The following is a 14,228-nucleotide window of genomic DNA, read 5'->3' as shown; positions in this document are numbered from 1 at the left end:
GTGAAACGCGCCGCAACCGGAGGGCCACCGGCGCGTCCTGCTTCCCAGAGTAGGCAGAACACCGACGGATGGCAGGACATGGCCCGCACGGCCTGTGACCGCTCGACGCCGGGAACGGTGAAGGGCATCAAGGCCTCACAGCCGTCCGGGGGCCGCCTTCCCGGCCGATGAGCGTTCCTCCTCGGGGGGTACCGACCCGGTCCCGGACTCCGTGGACCTGTCGGGGACTGGAAACGGGACAGCAGCCATCGCGCCGGTCCCCGCCCCTGCTCAGACCAGGTTCGTACCCCAGGCCTTGGCCCGTTCGATCTCCCCGGCCCGCAGTGGGCCCTCGGCCTCCTCGACGATGAAGCCCTCGGGCTCCACCATCACGTCGTAGTGGTGGTGCGAGAGCCGGTGGGCGATCCCGTTGGCCGCGCCGCCGGCCATTCTGGAGTCGGCGCGGGTGTCGAAGGCCGCCGCGTGGGTGGCGGATTCGGTCTGTGGCAGGTCGTGGAACCAGGAGCGAAGCCCCGGGCTCCCGGCCACGTCCTCCTCCGTCTCGCGCGAGGTCTCGTCCTTCGCCGGGGTGGCGTGCGCCAGCTTGCGGCTGACGCCGGTGGACATCCCGTGCATGTGGGTCGGGCCTCCGACCACCAGGAGGTCGGCCGCACGGGTGACGTCCGGTCCCGCCTCCGAGACCGGGACGCAGGTGACCGACGCGTCCGGTTCCGCCTCGTGGACACCCTCAGCGATCGCCTCGGCGATCTCGCGGGTGTTTCCGTACATGCTCTCGTACACGATCACTGCCTGCACGGTGTCTCACCTCATCTCTCATCATCGCGCCCCGCGATGCCGGGGCGTCAGTCGACCGGTACCGGGACCGGTGGCACTCGGGCTGCGGTGAGGTGGCCGAGCACCTCGGTGACGTCGTCCCGCAGAGGTCGACCACGCCGTTGTGGACCGCCACTTCGACGGCTCACGGAGGCAGGCGGAACTCGTCGTCCCGTACTGGCGCCTGCAGCAGGGCTGTACGGCGCACCACGCCGACCAGCCGTCCCGCATGGTCCGTCACCGGCGTCCGCTTGATCCGGCCTGCGGAGTGGAAGTCCTGCCGGCTCATCGGGCCTCTCAGGTGCGCACGGTGTCTCGTACACGCAGTCTGCTGCGGCCTGTCGGGTTGCCGCTGGTGCCGGACGGCCCAATCACGGTGGCGGACGGCCCCATTCCACGGGAGGACTCCGGCGGCAGTCAGCCCGTGGTCCCGCGGACCACCACGACCGGGCAGGACGCCTGCTCCTTGGCGGCGGCCGGCAGGACCCAGGCCGGGGTGTCCTCACCGACTCTGAGCCGGATGTCCACCGGCGGCTCGGTACCCACCACCTTCTCGACGTTCTCGGCCAGCACCGTCCGTGCGGCCTCCGCCGGGTGCGCTTCCTCGCTCCTTCAACTCACGTCGGGTGTGGCCGAGCTGTTTCGGAGCGACGCCGACCCACGGCTGCCGGTCATGGCCGTCCGCGCTGGTGGGCGGTCAGAGTCCCTGGGCGAGCATGAGCTCGTGGGCCAGGCGGGCGGCTCGGCCGGGGCGTTCAGGGTCGGGCTCCCGGTCGGGAATGTCCTCCAGGCCCTGGACGAGGGCGCGCATGGCCTGGCCGAGGGCCTGGACCTGGGCTTCGAGCAGTTCCAGGCGTTCGACGGTGCTTTCGAGGTCGCGGCCCGGAGGAGGGAAGGCCTCGGCCGGCGTGCCTGCGGCGATGGGGTCGTTCATGATCGGATGCCTCTGTTGAGCGGTTTCCGCCGGTGGGTCACTCGGCGGGTGTGATCAGGCCGTAGTGGCCGTCGTAGCGGTGGTACAGGACGTTGCCGCGCCTGGTGACTTCGTCGGCGAAGAACACGAACGGCTGGCCGAGGGTGTCCATGCGAGTCTTCGCGGTGGCCACGGTCAGCCGCGGCGCGGGGGCCGGACTGACGGTGAGCGGCACGGCGGTCGTGCCGATCTTTTCGGGCTGGGGGTGGACCTGGGCGAGCCGGTAGCCGGTCGGTGCGGCGCGGTAGACGACGCTGTCCTCGCCGGTGGCCAGCTCGGTGAACAGGTGGAAGCCGTAGTCCATGCCGTCCATCTCGAAGACGGCCTCGTCGGGTGTCTCGCGGGCGAGGGAGAAGGACTTGTGGCGGATGACCTCGCGCTCCTCGGCCGGGCGCGGGAAGTGGTCCGGCCGGTGGGTCGGCTCGGCACCGTGCCGCCACCCGTGCTCGCCCGCCGCCGGCATCTCGCCTCGGAGGGTCTCCCAGTGGCGGCGGAGGCGGGCCAGTTGCAGTGAGAGGCGGTCCTGCATCAGGTCGATGGCCTCGGGCATGGTCTCGGAAGCGACGTGGGCACGGGCGGCACGGCCGTTGACGTCGACGTTGGCCTGGGCGAGGTAGGGCCGTTCGGTGGCCGGGTTGTTGCTGCGGGTGAGGCGGATGCGGACGAACAGCACGGGCTCGCGTACCTCGTCGAGGAGGGTGAGCACTTTGCCGCGGGCGAGTTCCGCCGAGCCGGGCGGCAGATCGCTCTGGGCCTCGACCTGGATCCCGGGTGTCTGCGTGGGCATCGGTCGGTGCGCCATCGGGATCGTCCTCCGTTCTCGGTTGGCAGCGGTGAGGGATGTCAGAGGTAGCGGGTCAGCCCGCCGATGCCCTGGGCCGGTACGCCGGGCGTGCCGGGTGCGAGGACCCACACCTCGGCGCCGGTGAGGAGCGCGGCGCGGACGGCGACATCCGCCAGCGGTGCCCGGACGAACCCCTTGGTGTCCTCCGTGAACGCGGTGCTGAGGTCGGAGATGTCGGTGGGCCCGGGGCCGAACCAGGCGGTGCGGCGGGAAGCCGGGTCATCGGTGACCAGGAGGATGCGCAGCTGTCCGTCGGCGAGGGCACGCAGGGTCGCGTAGACGCCCTCGACGGCGTGGCCGAGCGGTGAGCGCTCCTCGGAGAAGTGGCGGACCAGGGCCGCCGTCCGCTCCCGCCCGGCGCGGCAGGTCTCCGCGTCGATCTGGACCATGCGCTGGGACCAGGCACCGTCCGGGCTGCGACCGCCACTGACCGGGCGGATCGACACCTCGTTGCGGACCCGGACCGGAAGGTGCTTGGTGAGGTACTGCCGGGCGCGGACGTCGCCGGCCAGCATGAGCACGTGGGCGTCCACTTCGGCCAGCGCGAGGCCGAGCGCCTCGGCGACCTTGGCGGAGTTGTGCTCCCAGGAGTCCTCGGCGCGGTGCTGGTAGCGCATCTGTGACATGCCGCCGGGCTGGTTGCGTTCGATCTCGTCGTCCGGACCGGTGACGGTGCGGCGGATGCTCTCGGTCGCTCCGGCCGGGTACAGCTGGAGGTCCGCGCCGGTGCGGTCGACGACGGCGACGACATGGGCGGGGTGGTCCTGGCGCCAGGCGAGCAGCGGCAGCAGGTGCGGCAGCGGCCCGGCTGTGGCGAGATCGCTCTGCTCGCAGCCGGGCAGCACGGCGGAGAGTCTCACCTCACCGCTCGCGGCGAACGCGGCAAGCACACCGGAGCCCGGCTGCGAGGACAGGAAGCGCTGTGTCAGCGCGTCCAGGTCACCGGCTCCGGCCCCCTGGTCGGCGAGGCCGCGGCACAGCCCTTGCCAGCGCTCCTCGGCGTCCTGGGCCATCTCCGGGCGCGTGTCGAGATCGAAGTAGACCGACAGGAACCGGCCGGGCGCGGAGAGCAGCTCACGCAGGACCTCGGTGTCGATCTCGGTGCCGGTTGTCATATGAGTCCTCCTCGGGCGGGACGAAGGCTCCCTGGGGATCTCGGGATCCGATGCGACAGCCCAGGGTGAGGTCCGGTCACAGAGCCCGGCGTGTTCGGCCGAACTCACTGCCGTACCGGCCCGGCGCGCTGCCGGACCATTGGCGAACCGCCCTGCAACCGACGCTAGTTCGTTCCGCTCCTGGCCGCGATGGCCCGGCCCGTCCCGGCCGGGCCGTCGGGGGGCCCCGCCCGCATGGGGCCGCCCGTTCCAGCGGTCGGCACCGCGCGGCGATCAGCCGACGGTGCCGCGCACCACGACTGCGGGGCACGTCGTCGTGGTCGGTGACGCGGGCGCCCACGGCTGGCCCTGGCGGATCGCGCACTGCCCGTGGCCGACGGGCGGCTCCGGGCTCAGGCGGCGCAGACGGCCTCGACGAACTCGCCGACCTCGTGCCGGTCCAGGTGCCGTGCGATGTCGGCCTCGCTGATCATGCCGACCAGCCGGTGGGCTTCGATGACCGGCAGGCGCCGGATCCGGTGCTCCTCCATGATCCGCAGGACCTCGTTCTGGTCGGCGTCGACGTCCACGGTGATCGGCTTGCCCCGGGCGAGTTCGCCTGCGGTCGTGGTCCTGGGATCCATGCCCTCGGCGAGGCCCTTCACCACGATGTCGCGGTCGGTGATGATCCCGTGCAGCCGGTCGTCGGCACCGCAGATCGGCAGCGCACCGACGTCCAGTTCGCGCATCCGCCGTGCCGCCGCCTCCAGCGTCTCGCTCTCCTGCACACAGGTCGCTCCGGCGTGCATGATTTCCCGCGCAGTTCTCATGACTGCTGCCTCCTTCGTCGATGCGTCCTGGGCTTGCGAGGCGTGCCGACACCGGATGCTTCGTCATGTGGGGGTGTCGAATGCGTCGGGGCCGCCCGGGCGGCCCGACGAGTGCACCGCCCCCTTCGGCCGGTGCCGCCTCCTTCCAGAGTCGTACTCGTCCGGGCACCTTCGCATCCGGGCCGTCCGCGGCCCTGGCGGCATGGCGCGGGCGGGCCGGCGGCTGCCGAGCCGCGGTCGCCACGGCCGTCGGCGTCGACGGGCTGGTCGGAAGGGGTTGCCCGCCGTGGAGCACGGGTCGAGCCTGGAGGAGTGGGGCGGCCTGCGATCGCAGACGGGCGGGCCGCACCGGAGAAGCGAGGAGAGCCGTTGCCGGTGACCGGGCAGCAGCGCGCAGGCAGCGGCCACCGGGCCGTGCCGCACACGGCGGACATGCGGGTGGAGGCGTGGTCGCCGACCGCCGAGGGCTGCATCGGAGAGGCGGTTCGCGCGGTCGTCGAGGGCTTTGCCGACACCTCGGGCGCCGCGGCGGTCGGGCAGCGCGACTACACGGTCACGGCGGGGAGTGACGAGGACCTGTTGGTGGCCGTCCTGGCGGAGGTCATCTACCGGATGGACGCCGACTGCGAGATACCGATGGAGGCGACGGTGGGCGCGATCCGGGACGCGGGAGACGGCCGGGCGGTGTCGGTTCGCTTCCGTATGACGGAGGCGGACAACGCCGTGCTGGTCGGGGCGGTCCCGAAGGCCGTCTCCCTGCACGGCCTCCACCTGCGGGGCGGCCCCGGCGGCTGGACCTGCCAGGTGACGCTCGACGTCTGAACTCACGACTGGGAACGGAACGCGGATATGGCGGTGACGGTGGCACTGGCCGGCGACACGATGCTCGGGCGCGCCGTCGCCGAGGAGCTGCGGCGCTCGCCGACGCCGCAGACACTGTTCTCCGCCGAGGTGCGGCAGGCGCTGGCGGAGGCCGATCTCGTCGTGCTCAACCTGGAGTGCTGCGTCTCCGACCGAGGGCACCGCTGGCCGGACCCGTCCAAGGTGTTCTTCTTCCGGGCCCCGCCCTCCGCCACGAGAGTGCTCGCCGAGCTGGGGGTGGACTGCGTGACGCTGGCCAACAACCACGCCCTGGACTACGGCTTCGACGCCCTCGCCGACACCAGCGCACTGCTGGAGCGAGCCGGTGTCCGCGCGGTCGGCGCGGGGCCGCACGTGTCGGCGGCCCGCGAGTTCGCCGTGCTGGAGGCCGCCGGGGTACGGCTGGCGGTGGTGGCCGTCACCGACCACCCGGCGGACTACGCCGCCGGCGAACAGCGCCCAGGAGTCGCCTGGGCGGACCTCCGTACGGGCGTGCCGCACTGGCTCACCGCCCTGGTGGCCCGGGCTGCGCAGGAGGCCGACGCCGTGCTGGTCACCCCGCACTGGGGCCCCAACATGACCTCCCGGCCGCCACCGCATGTGCTCACGGCGGCACCGGAGCTCCTGGCCGCAGGGGCGACACTGGTCGCCGGGCACTCCGCCCACGTGTTCCACGGAGTCGCCGACCGGATCATCCACGACATGGGCGACTTCGTCGACGACTACGCCGTCCACCCGGCGCTGCGCAACGACCTCGGGCTGCTCTTCCTGGTGACCCTGGACGGCCCGGACCGCGCGCGTCTCGCGCCGGTGCACCTGGAGGCGGTGCCCCTGTTTCTCGACGACTGCCACACCCGCCTCGCACACGGTGAGGAGTGGGAGTGGATTCGGGCGCGGTTCACCACCGCCTGTGCCGAGTTCGGCACCGATGTGGGAGAGCGGGCCCGACGGCTGACGGTCGAGTGGAGGTGAGGAGCGTGGAGATCACGCTCGTCGAGGAGAGTCCGTACCGTTTCCGCATCGAGCAGCGGGAGGAGATGCGGGTGCCCGGGGTGGTGTTCGCGTCCGAGGAACTGCTGCCGCAGGCGGCGGGGGACAAGGCGCTGGAACAGGTGGCGAACGTGGCGACCCTGCCGGGGATCGTCCGTGCCTCCTTCGCCATGCCCGACGTGCACTGGGGTTACGGCTTCCCGATCGGAGGGGTGGCGGCCACCGATGTCGCCCACGGCGGGGTCGTCTCGCCTGGCGGAGTCGGGTTCGACATCTCCTGCGGCGTGCGGCTGCTGGCCGGCGGCATCGATCGCGAGACGTTGGGCCGAGACCGGCTGGGGCACCTGATGGACATCCTCGACCGCACCGTCCCGCGCGGCATGGGGCGCGGTGGCCTGTGGGAGTTGTCGGGTACCGGGCAGATGGACGACCTGCTGGTCGGCGGCGCACGCTACGCGGTCGAGCACGGCCACGGCGTGCCGCGGGACCTGGACCGCTGCGAGGACGTCGGCGTCCTGGAAGGCGCCGCCCCCGGCCAGGTCAGCAGCCGGGCCGTGGAGCGCGGCCTCCACCAGGTCGGCAGCCTCGGAAGCGGCAACCACTTCCTTTGAGGTCCAAGCCGTCGACCACGTCTACGACGCCGCCACCGCGGCCGCGTTCGGGCTGCACACCGGCCAGGTCTGCATCATGATCCACTGTGGGTCGCGGGGCCTGGGCCACCAGGTCTGCACCGACCACGTCCGCGTGATGGACCAGGCACTTCACCGCTACCGGATCTCCGTCCCCGACCGCCAGCTCGCCTGCACACCCGTCGACTCCCCGCCGGGCCGCGACTACCTCGGTGCGATGGCCGCAGCCGCCAACTACGCCCGCGCCAACCGCCAGTTGCTCTCCGAGGCCGCCCGCCGTGCCTTCGCCGCCGCTGCCGGGGCGGGCCTGGAACTCGTCTACGACATCTCGCACAACACCGCCAAACTCGAGACGCACGAGGTCGACGGCGTGGCACGTCCGCTGTGCGTCCACCGCAAGGGCGCCACCCGGGCGCTGCCGCCCGGCGACCCGAGCCTGCCCGGGGACCTCAGCGACGCGGGCCAGCCGGTGCTGGTCCCCGGCACGATGGGCACCGCCTCGTACGTGATGGTCGGCCGGCCCGGCAACGACGCCTTCCACTCCGCCTGCCACGGCGCCGGCCGGGTCTGGAGCCGCCACCACGCGCTGCGCATGGTGCGCGGCGAACGGCTCCGCGACCAGTTGGAGGCCCGCGGCATCGCCGTGCGTCCGTCGTCCTGGCGGGGGCTCGCCGAGGAGGCGCCCGAGGCGTACAAGGACGTCGACGCGGTCGCCGCCGTCACCGAGGGCGCCGGGCTCGCCCGGCTCGTCGCACGCCTCGTCCCGCTGGGTGTGGTCAAAGGCTGACCGGGTCGCCGTGGCGCTCCGGCGCCGGACCGCCGACTGCCGGCCCGGTGCGGCAGGGGCTCGTCGAAGACCACGGAGCCCCGGGTCGTGCGGTGCCGGGAGGGTTGGGGCGGCTCATAATGGGAGGGGCTTTCGAGGGCATGCGGACGTCGGCGATGAGTGATCACAGGGTGGTCGAGGAGCCGGCCGAAGGCGGCGGTGCGGCGCTGGAGGCCGGCGGCTGGCTGGGCGTGCTGCCGGTGGCGTTCGTGGCCACCGGCGCGGACGGGCGGATCGTCCGGTGGGACCAGGTCGCGCAGGAACTGCTGGGCTACCGGGCGCGGGAGGCCGTGGGGCGCCACATCGTGGAACTGCTGCACCCGGAAGCGGACCGCAGCCTGGGCCGCTCCCTGTGGGAGGCGGCCGCCGCAGGGCGCGGGGTGATGGGTGCGGTGACCGCGTGGCACCGCGACGGGCGCCCGGTGGAGCTGGAGATCTGGGCCCGCCCGGTCGCCGGGGACAGGAGCGGAGCGGGGCTGCTGGTGTTCGCCGCGGACGCTCACGCCGCGGGCCGGGTCCGCGGCTCCTCCGCCGTGTGGGACGGCCTGTTCTCCCGGTCCCCCATCGGGATCGCGGTCCTTGACACGAGGCTGCGCTTCCTGCGGGTCAACCCCGCCCTGCAGGCCATGAACGGACTGCCGGAAACCGCGCACGTGGGACGCACGTTGGCCCAACTGCTGCCGCAGGTGACCGCCGCGCCGATGGAGGAGGTGATGCGCCGGGTGCTGGGCACCGGCGAGCCGGTACTGGATTTCCGCCGCACCGGCCGCACCCCCGCCGACCCCGGCCACGACCGCGTGTGGTCGTGCTCCTACGTGCGCCTGGAGGACGCCGCCGGACGGCCGGTGGGGATCACCGCCTCCATGGTCGACATCACCGAACAGGAGCGGGCCACCGCCGAGCTGGAGGCGAGCCGGCGCCGTCTGGCCCTGCTGAACGAGGCCACGCTGCGGATCGGTACCACCCTGGACCTGGATCGCACCGCGCAGGAACTCGCCGAGGTCGCGGTCCCGGCCTTTGCGGACGCCGTCACCGTCGACGTGGTGGAGAGTCTCGTCGCCGACGGCGATCCCGGGTCCGGACTGGTCGGCGGTGCGGCCCTGCGCCGACTCGGGAAAGCCCCGCTGGGCGGCTCGGCCATCGCCGGAGTCCTCGCCCCGCTGGGCGGGACCCTGACCTTCCCCGCTACCGCCCCCTACACCCAGGTACTCGCAGAGCGCCAGCCGTACCTGCTGGCCCGCCTGGACGCCCGCTCGATCGCCCCGGCCGAGCGGTACTCGGACAAGCCCGCCCGGCTGCTCCGCCTCGGCGTGCACTCCGTCATGATGGTGCCGCTGATCGCCCGGGGCGTGGTGTCGGGCCTGGCGACGTTCTACCGTGCCGCCACCGGCGAACCGTTCGCCGCCGCGGACGTGACCCTCGCCGCCGACCTGGCCGGCCGGGCGGCGGTGTGCGTCGACAACGCCCGCCTGTACGCCCGCGAGCACGACACCGCCGTCGTCCTGCAGCGCAGCATGCTGCCCCAGCACGTCACCCCGCCGCCCGGCGTCGAGATCGCCCACCGCTACCTGGCGGCCAGCGACACCAACGAGGTCGGCGGCGACTGGTACGACGTGGTGCCGCTGCCCGGGGGGAGGGCAGCGCTGATGATCGGCGACGTGATGGGCCACGGCATCCCGGCCGCCGCGGTCATGGGGCGCCTCTCCAGCACCGTGCGGGCCCTGGCCCGCCTGAACCTGGATCCCGGCCACGTCCTGCAGCAGCTGGAGGCCGTGCTGGCCGACCTCGCCGAGCCGATGCTCGCCACGTTCCTGTACGTGGTGGCCGACCCCGCGACCGGCCGCTGCCAGCTCACCAGGGCCGGCCACCCGCCGCCCGCCGTCGTCACCTCCGACGGGCACGCACAGCTTCTGGACCTCCCGTCCGGAGTGCCGCTGGGCATCGGCGGCCACGACTTCACCACGACCGAGATCACCCTCCCGCCGGGCAGCCTCCTGGTGCTCTACACCGACGGGCTCGTCGAGGCCCGCGGCCGCGACATCGACGAGCGCCTGGCCGAACTCACCCGCCTGCTCTCCCACCCCGACCCGTCACTTTCCCACCTGTGCGACACCCTCCTCACGCAGCTGCTGCCCGCCTCCGCCGACGACGACATCGCCCTGCTCGTCGCCCGCATCGGCACCAGGCCCACCGACGGCACCTGAGCGCGCCCCACGCCGGTGCTCTCCACGGCCGGGGGCTGCGGGTGGCCGGTGGCGAGCCGAGCCCCGGCCGCTCTCCGAGCGGTCTGCGAGAATCGGTCCCGCTCCCGGAGCCGTGCGGGTGCCGGAACGCCGTCGCGCCGTACGGGCCGATCGTCCTCGTGGCGTTCGTGGTGGTGACCGTCGGCGCGCTGGCGCTCGCGGTGGTGTTCGGGCGGCGTCGAAGCGCAGCTCGTCGACGTTGCGCGGGGTCAGCCGGGACAGCTCCAGGCCCGGTCGGTGCAGGATCACCTGGCGCAGGCGCCCGGCCTCGGAATCGACACGCAGGGTGGACATCGCGGTGCTCCTCGGGCCAAGCGGGCCCGCGAGGAGTACGCGGCCGGAGGGACCTTCGGCCCTCGGCGCGGCCACCGGGCACGCGGCAGTCTGATCCCGGTCGGGAAGGATGCCGAGGCGGTCGCGCGACTCGACCTGGCCGGGCTGCCGTTCCTCCTCCTCACCGACACCGCCACCGGGCGCGGCAACGTCCTGTACCACCGCTACGACGGCCACTACGGCCTCATCACTCCTGCGACGTGGGGGTCGCAGGTCCGGCCCGGGTGCTGTGGGGGAACGCCGGGCGACAGAGCGCGGAACCCGGGACGGGTGGGGCCGTCCCGGGTTCCGCGCCGTTTCCGGCGGGGACGCGGCGAAGGGGGCTCACATGGGCAGCGAGCGCAGCCGCACCGCTCCCGGCGGCCAGGGCGCGCCGTCGTGCAGCGGCGTCACCATGGTCCGCAGCGGCATGACGACGCGCCGGGATCCGGGCTGCTCGACGACGACGTCGGTGTCGAGCGGGTGCCAGCCCAGGTGCCGGTAGAGCGGTACGAGGGGTGGCCGGCAGAACAGCAGCGCGTGCCGCGGCCCCATCGTGCGGGCGTGCGCGAGGGCGGCCGCCACGACGAGCCGGGCCAGGCCCCGGCCCCGTACGTCGGGGGCGACGGCGACCCCGCCGACACCCACCACCTCGGTCTCGGCCCCGCCCGTCGTCACGGGCAACCGCAGCAGCCCGGTGTGCGCCACGAGCCGGCCGCCCAGCCGGATGCCGAAGTGCTCGTCCTTGGGCAGCCAGGTCAGGCCGGTCGGCCTTGGTGTACTGGGAGAGCCGCACCGCGGCCGGTGCGACGGGGAGTCGGTTCACGGCCGTCCGCACATGATGATCTTCATGGCCGGTGTGGCCGGTCGGCCTCACCGGGCGACCGTCTCGGCCAGGTACTGCTCCCAGGTCCGCCGGCCGACGGCCCGGTCGGGCGCGGTCAGGGCGCCGGAGCGGAAGCCCGCCCCGATCCTCCCGGGCACGAACACCGGCAGGACGAGGCGCCGCCGGCCGGCCGCCCGCAGCCAGTCCCGGGCCAGCCGCTCGCTGCCGTACACGGTCGGGCCGGCGAGGTCCGGGACGCGGCCGGACGGGCCACCCCGGGCCAGCTCGACCAGCCGGTCGGCGACCTCGCCCTGGTCGACCGGCTGGCAGTGGGTCCCGGACGGCACCAGGACCACCGGAAGCCTGGAGAGCACCGAGAACGCGGAGCTCAGCAGGTCGGGGAACTGGGTGGCGCGCAGGGTGGTCCAGCCGAGGCCGGAGTCGGCCAGCATGCGCTCGACCTCCAGCTTGATCCGGTAGTACGGGAACGGGATCCGGTCCACACCGACGATCGAGATGTTGACGACGTGCGCGACGCCGACCCGTCGGGCTGCCTCCAGCAGGTGGCGGGCGGCCGCGATGTCGTTCTTCGGGTGCTTGACGTCGGTGGCGCAGTGGACGACCGTCCGCACCCCCGCGAAGGCCCGGTCGAGCCCGGCGCCCGTCGCCAGATCGCCGGTGCGCCAGGTGTCCCCCGGGTCCTCGGGCAGCTCGGTGCGGCGGGTGAGCGCCCGCACCGGCAGCGCGGCACGGCGCGCCCGCTCCAGGACCTCGCGGCCGAGCACGCCGGTCGCACCGGTCACCAGGATCGTGTCGTTCTTCATCGATGGCAGCCTTTCTCGGGGCACTGTCACCGGTGAAGAACCGGCGAGTCACCCGTTCTGTGACAGCTCCCGCAACTGATGCGCGAGGAAGGCCAGTTTGTCCGGGTTGCGCATGATCTGGATCCCGGTGATCCCGTCCACGCCGAGCTCCACGGCGCCGCACGAGACCAGCTCGGCGCCCTCCCAGCCGAGCACCACCGGCGAGCCGTTCGCCTCGACCACCTCGATCCGCAGGCCGCCCGCCCAGCGGGCGAACAGTCCGGTGAGGAACCGGGCCACCTTCTCCCGGCCGACCACCGGACGCCGCGCCGCGCTCACCCGGCCGCCGCCGTCGCTCCAGGCCACCGCCTGGTCGGCGAGCAGCGACTCCAGCTGGGCCATCGACCCCTGTGCCGCGGCCGTCAGGAACCGCCCCACCAGCTCGTCGACCGTCCCCGGCGGCGAGGTGAACCGTGGCCGGCCGTCGGCGAGGTGCTGCCCGGCCCGCCGGTACAGCTGGCGCGCGTTGGCCTCCGAGCAGCCGAGGACGCCGGCGACCTCCCGGTGGCTGTAGTCGAAGGCGTCCCGCAGCACCACCGCCGCCCGCTCCGGCGGCGTCAACCGCTCCATCATCGCCAGCACCGCCAGCGACACGCTGTCCCGCTGCTCGGCGGTCTCCATCGGCCCGAGCGCCCCGGTGTCGGTCCGCACCGGCTCGGGCAGCCACGGCCCCGGGTACTCCTCGCGGTGCGCCCGGGCGGAGGTCAGCCGGTTCAGGCACAGGTTGGTGAGCACCTTCGCCAGCCACGGGCCCGGAGCGGCGACCTGCCCCGGCAGCGTGCCGTGCCACCGCAGGTACGTGTCCTGTACGGCGTCCTCCGCCTCCGCCGCCGACCCGAGCAGCCGGTAGGCGAGAGAGAACAGCCGCGGACGCTGCGCCTCGAACTCCCGCGCCCGCTCCACGGACCGCGCCTGCTCCACGCTCTGCGGTGGGGCGGGCTGTGACGGGGCGGTGGGCTGTGCCGTGTCCATGCACGACACGGTAGACGAACGGATGCGCCGTACGGCGGCGGGCCCCGGCCCGAGAGGGGACGGCCTGCCGCCGCCCACCCTTCGCACCGGCCCTTGCCTAGTCTATCGAGATTCGATAGATTCCCATCGCAACTCGATGGGAGATTGGGATATGGGAAAGCTGACAGCGGGGGCGCTGCGCGCCGTGCTGGTCATGGTGCTCACCGGCACCGTGTTCGTACAGGCGTCGATGGTGTGGGCGATGGCCACCAAGCCGGAGGACGGGTCGCTCCCGCTGACCCCGCTGCGCGTGATCACGATCCTCGGCATGGCGTCGGTCCAGGTCGCCCTGGTCTGCGTATGGCGGCTGGTGACGATGGTGCGACGCGGAACCGTGTTCTCCCACGCCGCCTTCCGGTACGTGGACGTCGTGATCGGCGCGATCGTGGCGGCCGCTCTCGTGTGGTTCTCGGTCACGGCGATCAACGCGCCGGGCCAGCGGGAGGACCCGGGCGTCACCGTCATCATGGGCGGGGTCGGCGTGGCGATCCTGGGGGTCGCGCTCCTCGTGCTCGTGATGCGGATGCTGCTCGCCCAGGCCGTCGCGCGCGACGCTGAAGCGGCGCAGATGCAGGCCGAGTTGGACGAGGTGATCTGATGCCGATCGCCGTCGACATCGACGTGATGCTGGCCAGGCGGAAGATGTCCGTGGGCGAGCTCGCGGACCGGGTCGGGATCACGCCTGCCAACCTGGCGGTACTCAAGAACGGTCGCGCCAAGGCGGTGCGCTTCGCGACGCTCGCCGCGCTCTGCGAGGTCCTCAAGTGCCAGCCGGGCGACCTGCTGCGCTGGGAGGCCGAGGACGCCGCGGGCGGATGACCTGCCCCTGGGCGGGCGTGAGAACGCCTGGCACCACCGCCCGTTTCGCGGCACGTGGACCCACGGCGAACCCCCGCACGGAAGCGCGGGGGTTCGTCGTCGGTCGGGCTGCCAGGGCTTCGCCGTAGCCGCTGAGATCGGCTCAATGAGTGGCTTCCCCGGACCGGACCGGCGTGCTGCGGCGGTGTCTCGAACCGGCCCTGTATGCGTGGAACGTCCTATGAGCCGACGGAAGGCTGGAGACGATGGTCGGGCGAAGGCAATTCCTCGTGGCCGGTGCCGTGGGGGGTGCGG

At 73.2% G+C, this 14,228-nt stretch carries 17 protein-coding genes and 1 pseudogene; 8 read left to right on the top strand and 10 right to left on the bottom strand.

From position 1 onward, the window contains the following. Positions 1-270: 270 nt before the first annotated feature. From OG871_RS05835 to OG871_RS05805, 7 genes are all read right to left on the bottom strand, one after another. Positions 271-795 (bottom strand): flavodoxin family protein, encoded by a 525-nt coding sequence (locus tag OG871_RS05835; protein ID WP_371494676.1) that lies wholly within the window; start codon positions 793-795, stop codon positions 271-273. 163 nt (positions 796-958) lie between these two features. After that, positions 959-1,102, bottom strand: a complete 144-nt coding sequence (locus OG871_RS05830) for a hypothetical protein (RefSeq protein WP_371494674.1) — start codon at positions 1,100-1,102, stop codon at positions 959-961. A gap of 128 nt (positions 1,103-1,230) precedes the next feature. Then, entirely contained in the window at positions 1,231-1,386 is a 156-nt protein-coding gene (locus tag OG871_RS05825; RefSeq protein WP_371494672.1) for a hypothetical protein, read from the bottom strand. 124 nt (positions 1,387-1,510) lie between these two features. Next, positions 1,511-1,747, bottom strand: a complete 237-nt coding sequence (locus OG871_RS05820) for a hypothetical protein (RefSeq protein ID WP_371494671.1) — start codon at positions 1,745-1,747, stop codon at positions 1,511-1,513. A 37-nt stretch (positions 1,748-1,784) separates the two neighbouring features. After that, positions 1,785-2,588 carry a sigma 54 modulation/S30EA ribosomal C-terminal domain-containing protein gene (locus OG871_RS05815; protein WP_371494669.1) on the bottom strand — a complete coding sequence of 268 codons (804 nt, stop codon included), beginning with the start codon at positions 2,586-2,588 and terminating at the stop codon, positions 1,785-1,787. A gap of 41 nt (positions 2,589-2,629) precedes the next feature. Next, positions 2,630-3,745 carry a Vms1/Ankzf1 family peptidyl-tRNA hydrolase gene (locus tag OG871_RS05810; RefSeq protein WP_371494668.1) on the bottom strand — a complete coding sequence of 372 codons (1,116 nt, stop codon included), beginning with the start codon at positions 3,743-3,745 and terminating at the stop codon, positions 2,630-2,632. Positions 3,746-4,137: 392 nt separating this feature from the next. Continuing rightward, on the bottom strand, positions 4,138-4,554 hold the full coding sequence (locus OG871_RS05805) for a CBS domain-containing protein (protein ID WP_371494666.1): 417 nt from the start codon (positions 4,552-4,554) through the stop codon (positions 4,138-4,140). Between the two features lie 375 nt (positions 4,555-4,929). Here OG871_RS05805 and OG871_RS05800 point away from each other — a divergent pair, with 375 nt between their 5' ends. The 6 genes and pseudogenes from OG871_RS05800 to OG871_RS05775 all read left to right on the top strand — a co-directional run. After that, positions 4,930-5,376, top strand: a complete 447-nt coding sequence (locus tag OG871_RS05800; protein ID WP_371494664.1) for an archease — start codon at positions 4,930-4,932, stop codon at positions 5,374-5,376. Positions 5,377-5,403: 27 nt separating this feature from the next. Next, positions 5,404-6,387, top strand: a complete 984-nt coding sequence (locus OG871_RS05795) for a CapA family protein (protein WP_371494662.1) — start codon at positions 5,404-5,406, stop codon at positions 6,385-6,387. Positions 6,388-6,392: 5 nt separating this feature from the next. Continuing rightward, the gene (locus tag OG871_RS05790) at positions 6,393-7,016 is read left to right on the top strand and encodes an RtcB family protein (protein ID WP_371494660.1); all 624 of its coding nucleotides are present in this window, start codon (positions 6,393-6,395) and stop codon (positions 7,014-7,016) included. Between the two features lie 52 nt (positions 7,017-7,068). Continuing rightward, entirely contained in the window at positions 7,069-7,821 is a 753-nt protein-coding gene (locus OG871_RS05785) for an RtcB family protein (protein ID WP_371503222.1), read from the top strand. A 155-nt stretch (positions 7,822-7,976) separates the two neighbouring features. Beyond that, positions 7,977-10,064 (top strand): SpoIIE family protein phosphatase, encoded by a 2,088-nt coding sequence (locus tag OG871_RS05780; protein ID WP_371494658.1) that lies wholly within the window; start codon positions 7,977-7,979, stop codon positions 10,062-10,064. A 276-nt stretch (positions 10,065-10,340) separates the two neighbouring features. Then, positions 10,341-10,610, top strand: a pseudogene (locus OG871_RS05775) (hypothetical protein); the annotation flags it as partial. A gap of 150 nt (positions 10,611-10,760) precedes the next feature. Here the strand turns inward: OG871_RS05775 and OG871_RS05770 are convergent. From OG871_RS05770 to sigJ, 3 genes are all read right to left on the bottom strand, one after another. After that, positions 10,761-11,123 (bottom strand): GNAT family N-acetyltransferase, encoded by a 363-nt coding sequence (locus OG871_RS05770; RefSeq protein WP_371494656.1) that lies wholly within the window; start codon positions 11,121-11,123, stop codon positions 10,761-10,763. Between the two features lie 165 nt (positions 11,124-11,288). Then, positions 11,289-12,065 (bottom strand): SDR family oxidoreductase, encoded by a 777-nt coding sequence (locus OG871_RS05765; protein WP_371494654.1) that lies wholly within the window; start codon positions 12,063-12,065, stop codon positions 11,289-11,291. Positions 12,066-12,113: 48 nt separating this feature from the next. Next, the gene (gene sigJ, locus OG871_RS05760) at positions 12,114-13,076 is read right to left on the bottom strand and encodes an RNA polymerase sigma factor SigJ (protein ID WP_371494652.1); all 963 of its coding nucleotides are present in this window, start codon (positions 13,074-13,076) and stop codon (positions 12,114-12,116) included. A 151-nt stretch (positions 13,077-13,227) separates the two neighbouring features. Between sigJ and OG871_RS05755 the strand changes: the two genes are divergently transcribed. Then, positions 13,228-13,713 carry a DUF2975 domain-containing protein gene (locus tag OG871_RS05755; protein WP_371494650.1) on the top strand — a complete coding sequence of 162 codons (486 nt, stop codon included), beginning with the start codon at positions 13,228-13,230 and terminating at the stop codon, positions 13,711-13,713. Continuing rightward, positions 13,713-13,934: a helix-turn-helix transcriptional regulator gene (locus tag OG871_RS05750; protein WP_010981499.1), complete on the top strand. Its 222-nt coding sequence runs from the start codon at positions 13,713-13,715 to the stop codon at positions 13,932-13,934. The genes OG871_RS05755 and OG871_RS05750 overlap by 1 nt, the downstream gene beginning before the upstream one ends. Positions 13,935-14,228: the final 294 nt, after the last annotated feature.

The sequence above is a fragment of the Kitasatospora sp. NBC_00374 genome (genome assembly GCF_041434935.1).
GTDB lineage: Bacteria > Actinomycetota > Actinomycetes > Streptomycetales > Streptomycetaceae > Kitasatospora.
This window is presented reverse-complemented; position numbering and strand designations above follow the sequence as displayed.

Bases quoted from the DNA above. Each gene is read 5' to 3' on its own strand.
- OG871_RS05780 (WP_371494658.1), top strand. From the start codon at position 7,977: ATGAGTGATCACAGGGTGGTCGAGGAGCCGGCCGAAGGCGGCGGTGCG.
- OG871_RS05830 (WP_371494674.1), bottom strand. From the start codon at position 1,102: ATGAGCCGGCAGGACTTCCACTCCGCAGGCCGGATCAAGCGGACGCCG.
- OG871_RS05820 (WP_371494671.1), bottom strand. From the start codon at position 1,747: ATGAACGACCCCATCGCCGCAGGCACGCCGGCCGAGGCCTTCCCTCCT.
- OG871_RS05815 (WP_371494669.1), bottom strand. From the start codon at position 2,588: ATGGCGCACCGACCGATGCCCACGCAGACACCCGGGATCCAGGTCGAG.
- OG871_RS05765 (WP_371494654.1), bottom strand. From the start codon at position 12,065: ATGAAGAACGACACGATCCTGGTGACCGGTGCGACCGGCGTGCTCGGC.
- OG871_RS05805 (WP_371494666.1), bottom strand. From the start codon at position 4,554: ATGAGAACTGCGCGGGAAATCATGCACGCCGGAGCGACCTGTGTGCAG.
- OG871_RS05750 (WP_010981499.1), top strand. From the start codon at position 13,713: ATGCCGATCGCCGTCGACATCGACGTGATGCTGGCCAGGCGGAAGATG.
- OG871_RS05795 (WP_371494662.1), top strand. From the start codon at position 5,404: ATGGCGGTGACGGTGGCACTGGCCGGCGACACGATGCTCGGGCGCGCC.
- OG871_RS05810 (WP_371494668.1), bottom strand. From the start codon at position 3,745: ATGACAACCGGCACCGAGATCGACACCGAGGTCCTGCGTGAGCTGCTC.
- OG871_RS05755 (WP_371494650.1), top strand. From the start codon at position 13,228: ATGGGAAAGCTGACAGCGGGGGCGCTGCGCGCCGTGCTGGTCATGGTG.
- sigJ (WP_371494652.1), bottom strand. From the start codon at position 13,076: ATGGACACGGCACAGCCCACCGCCCCGTCACAGCCCGCCCCACCGCAG.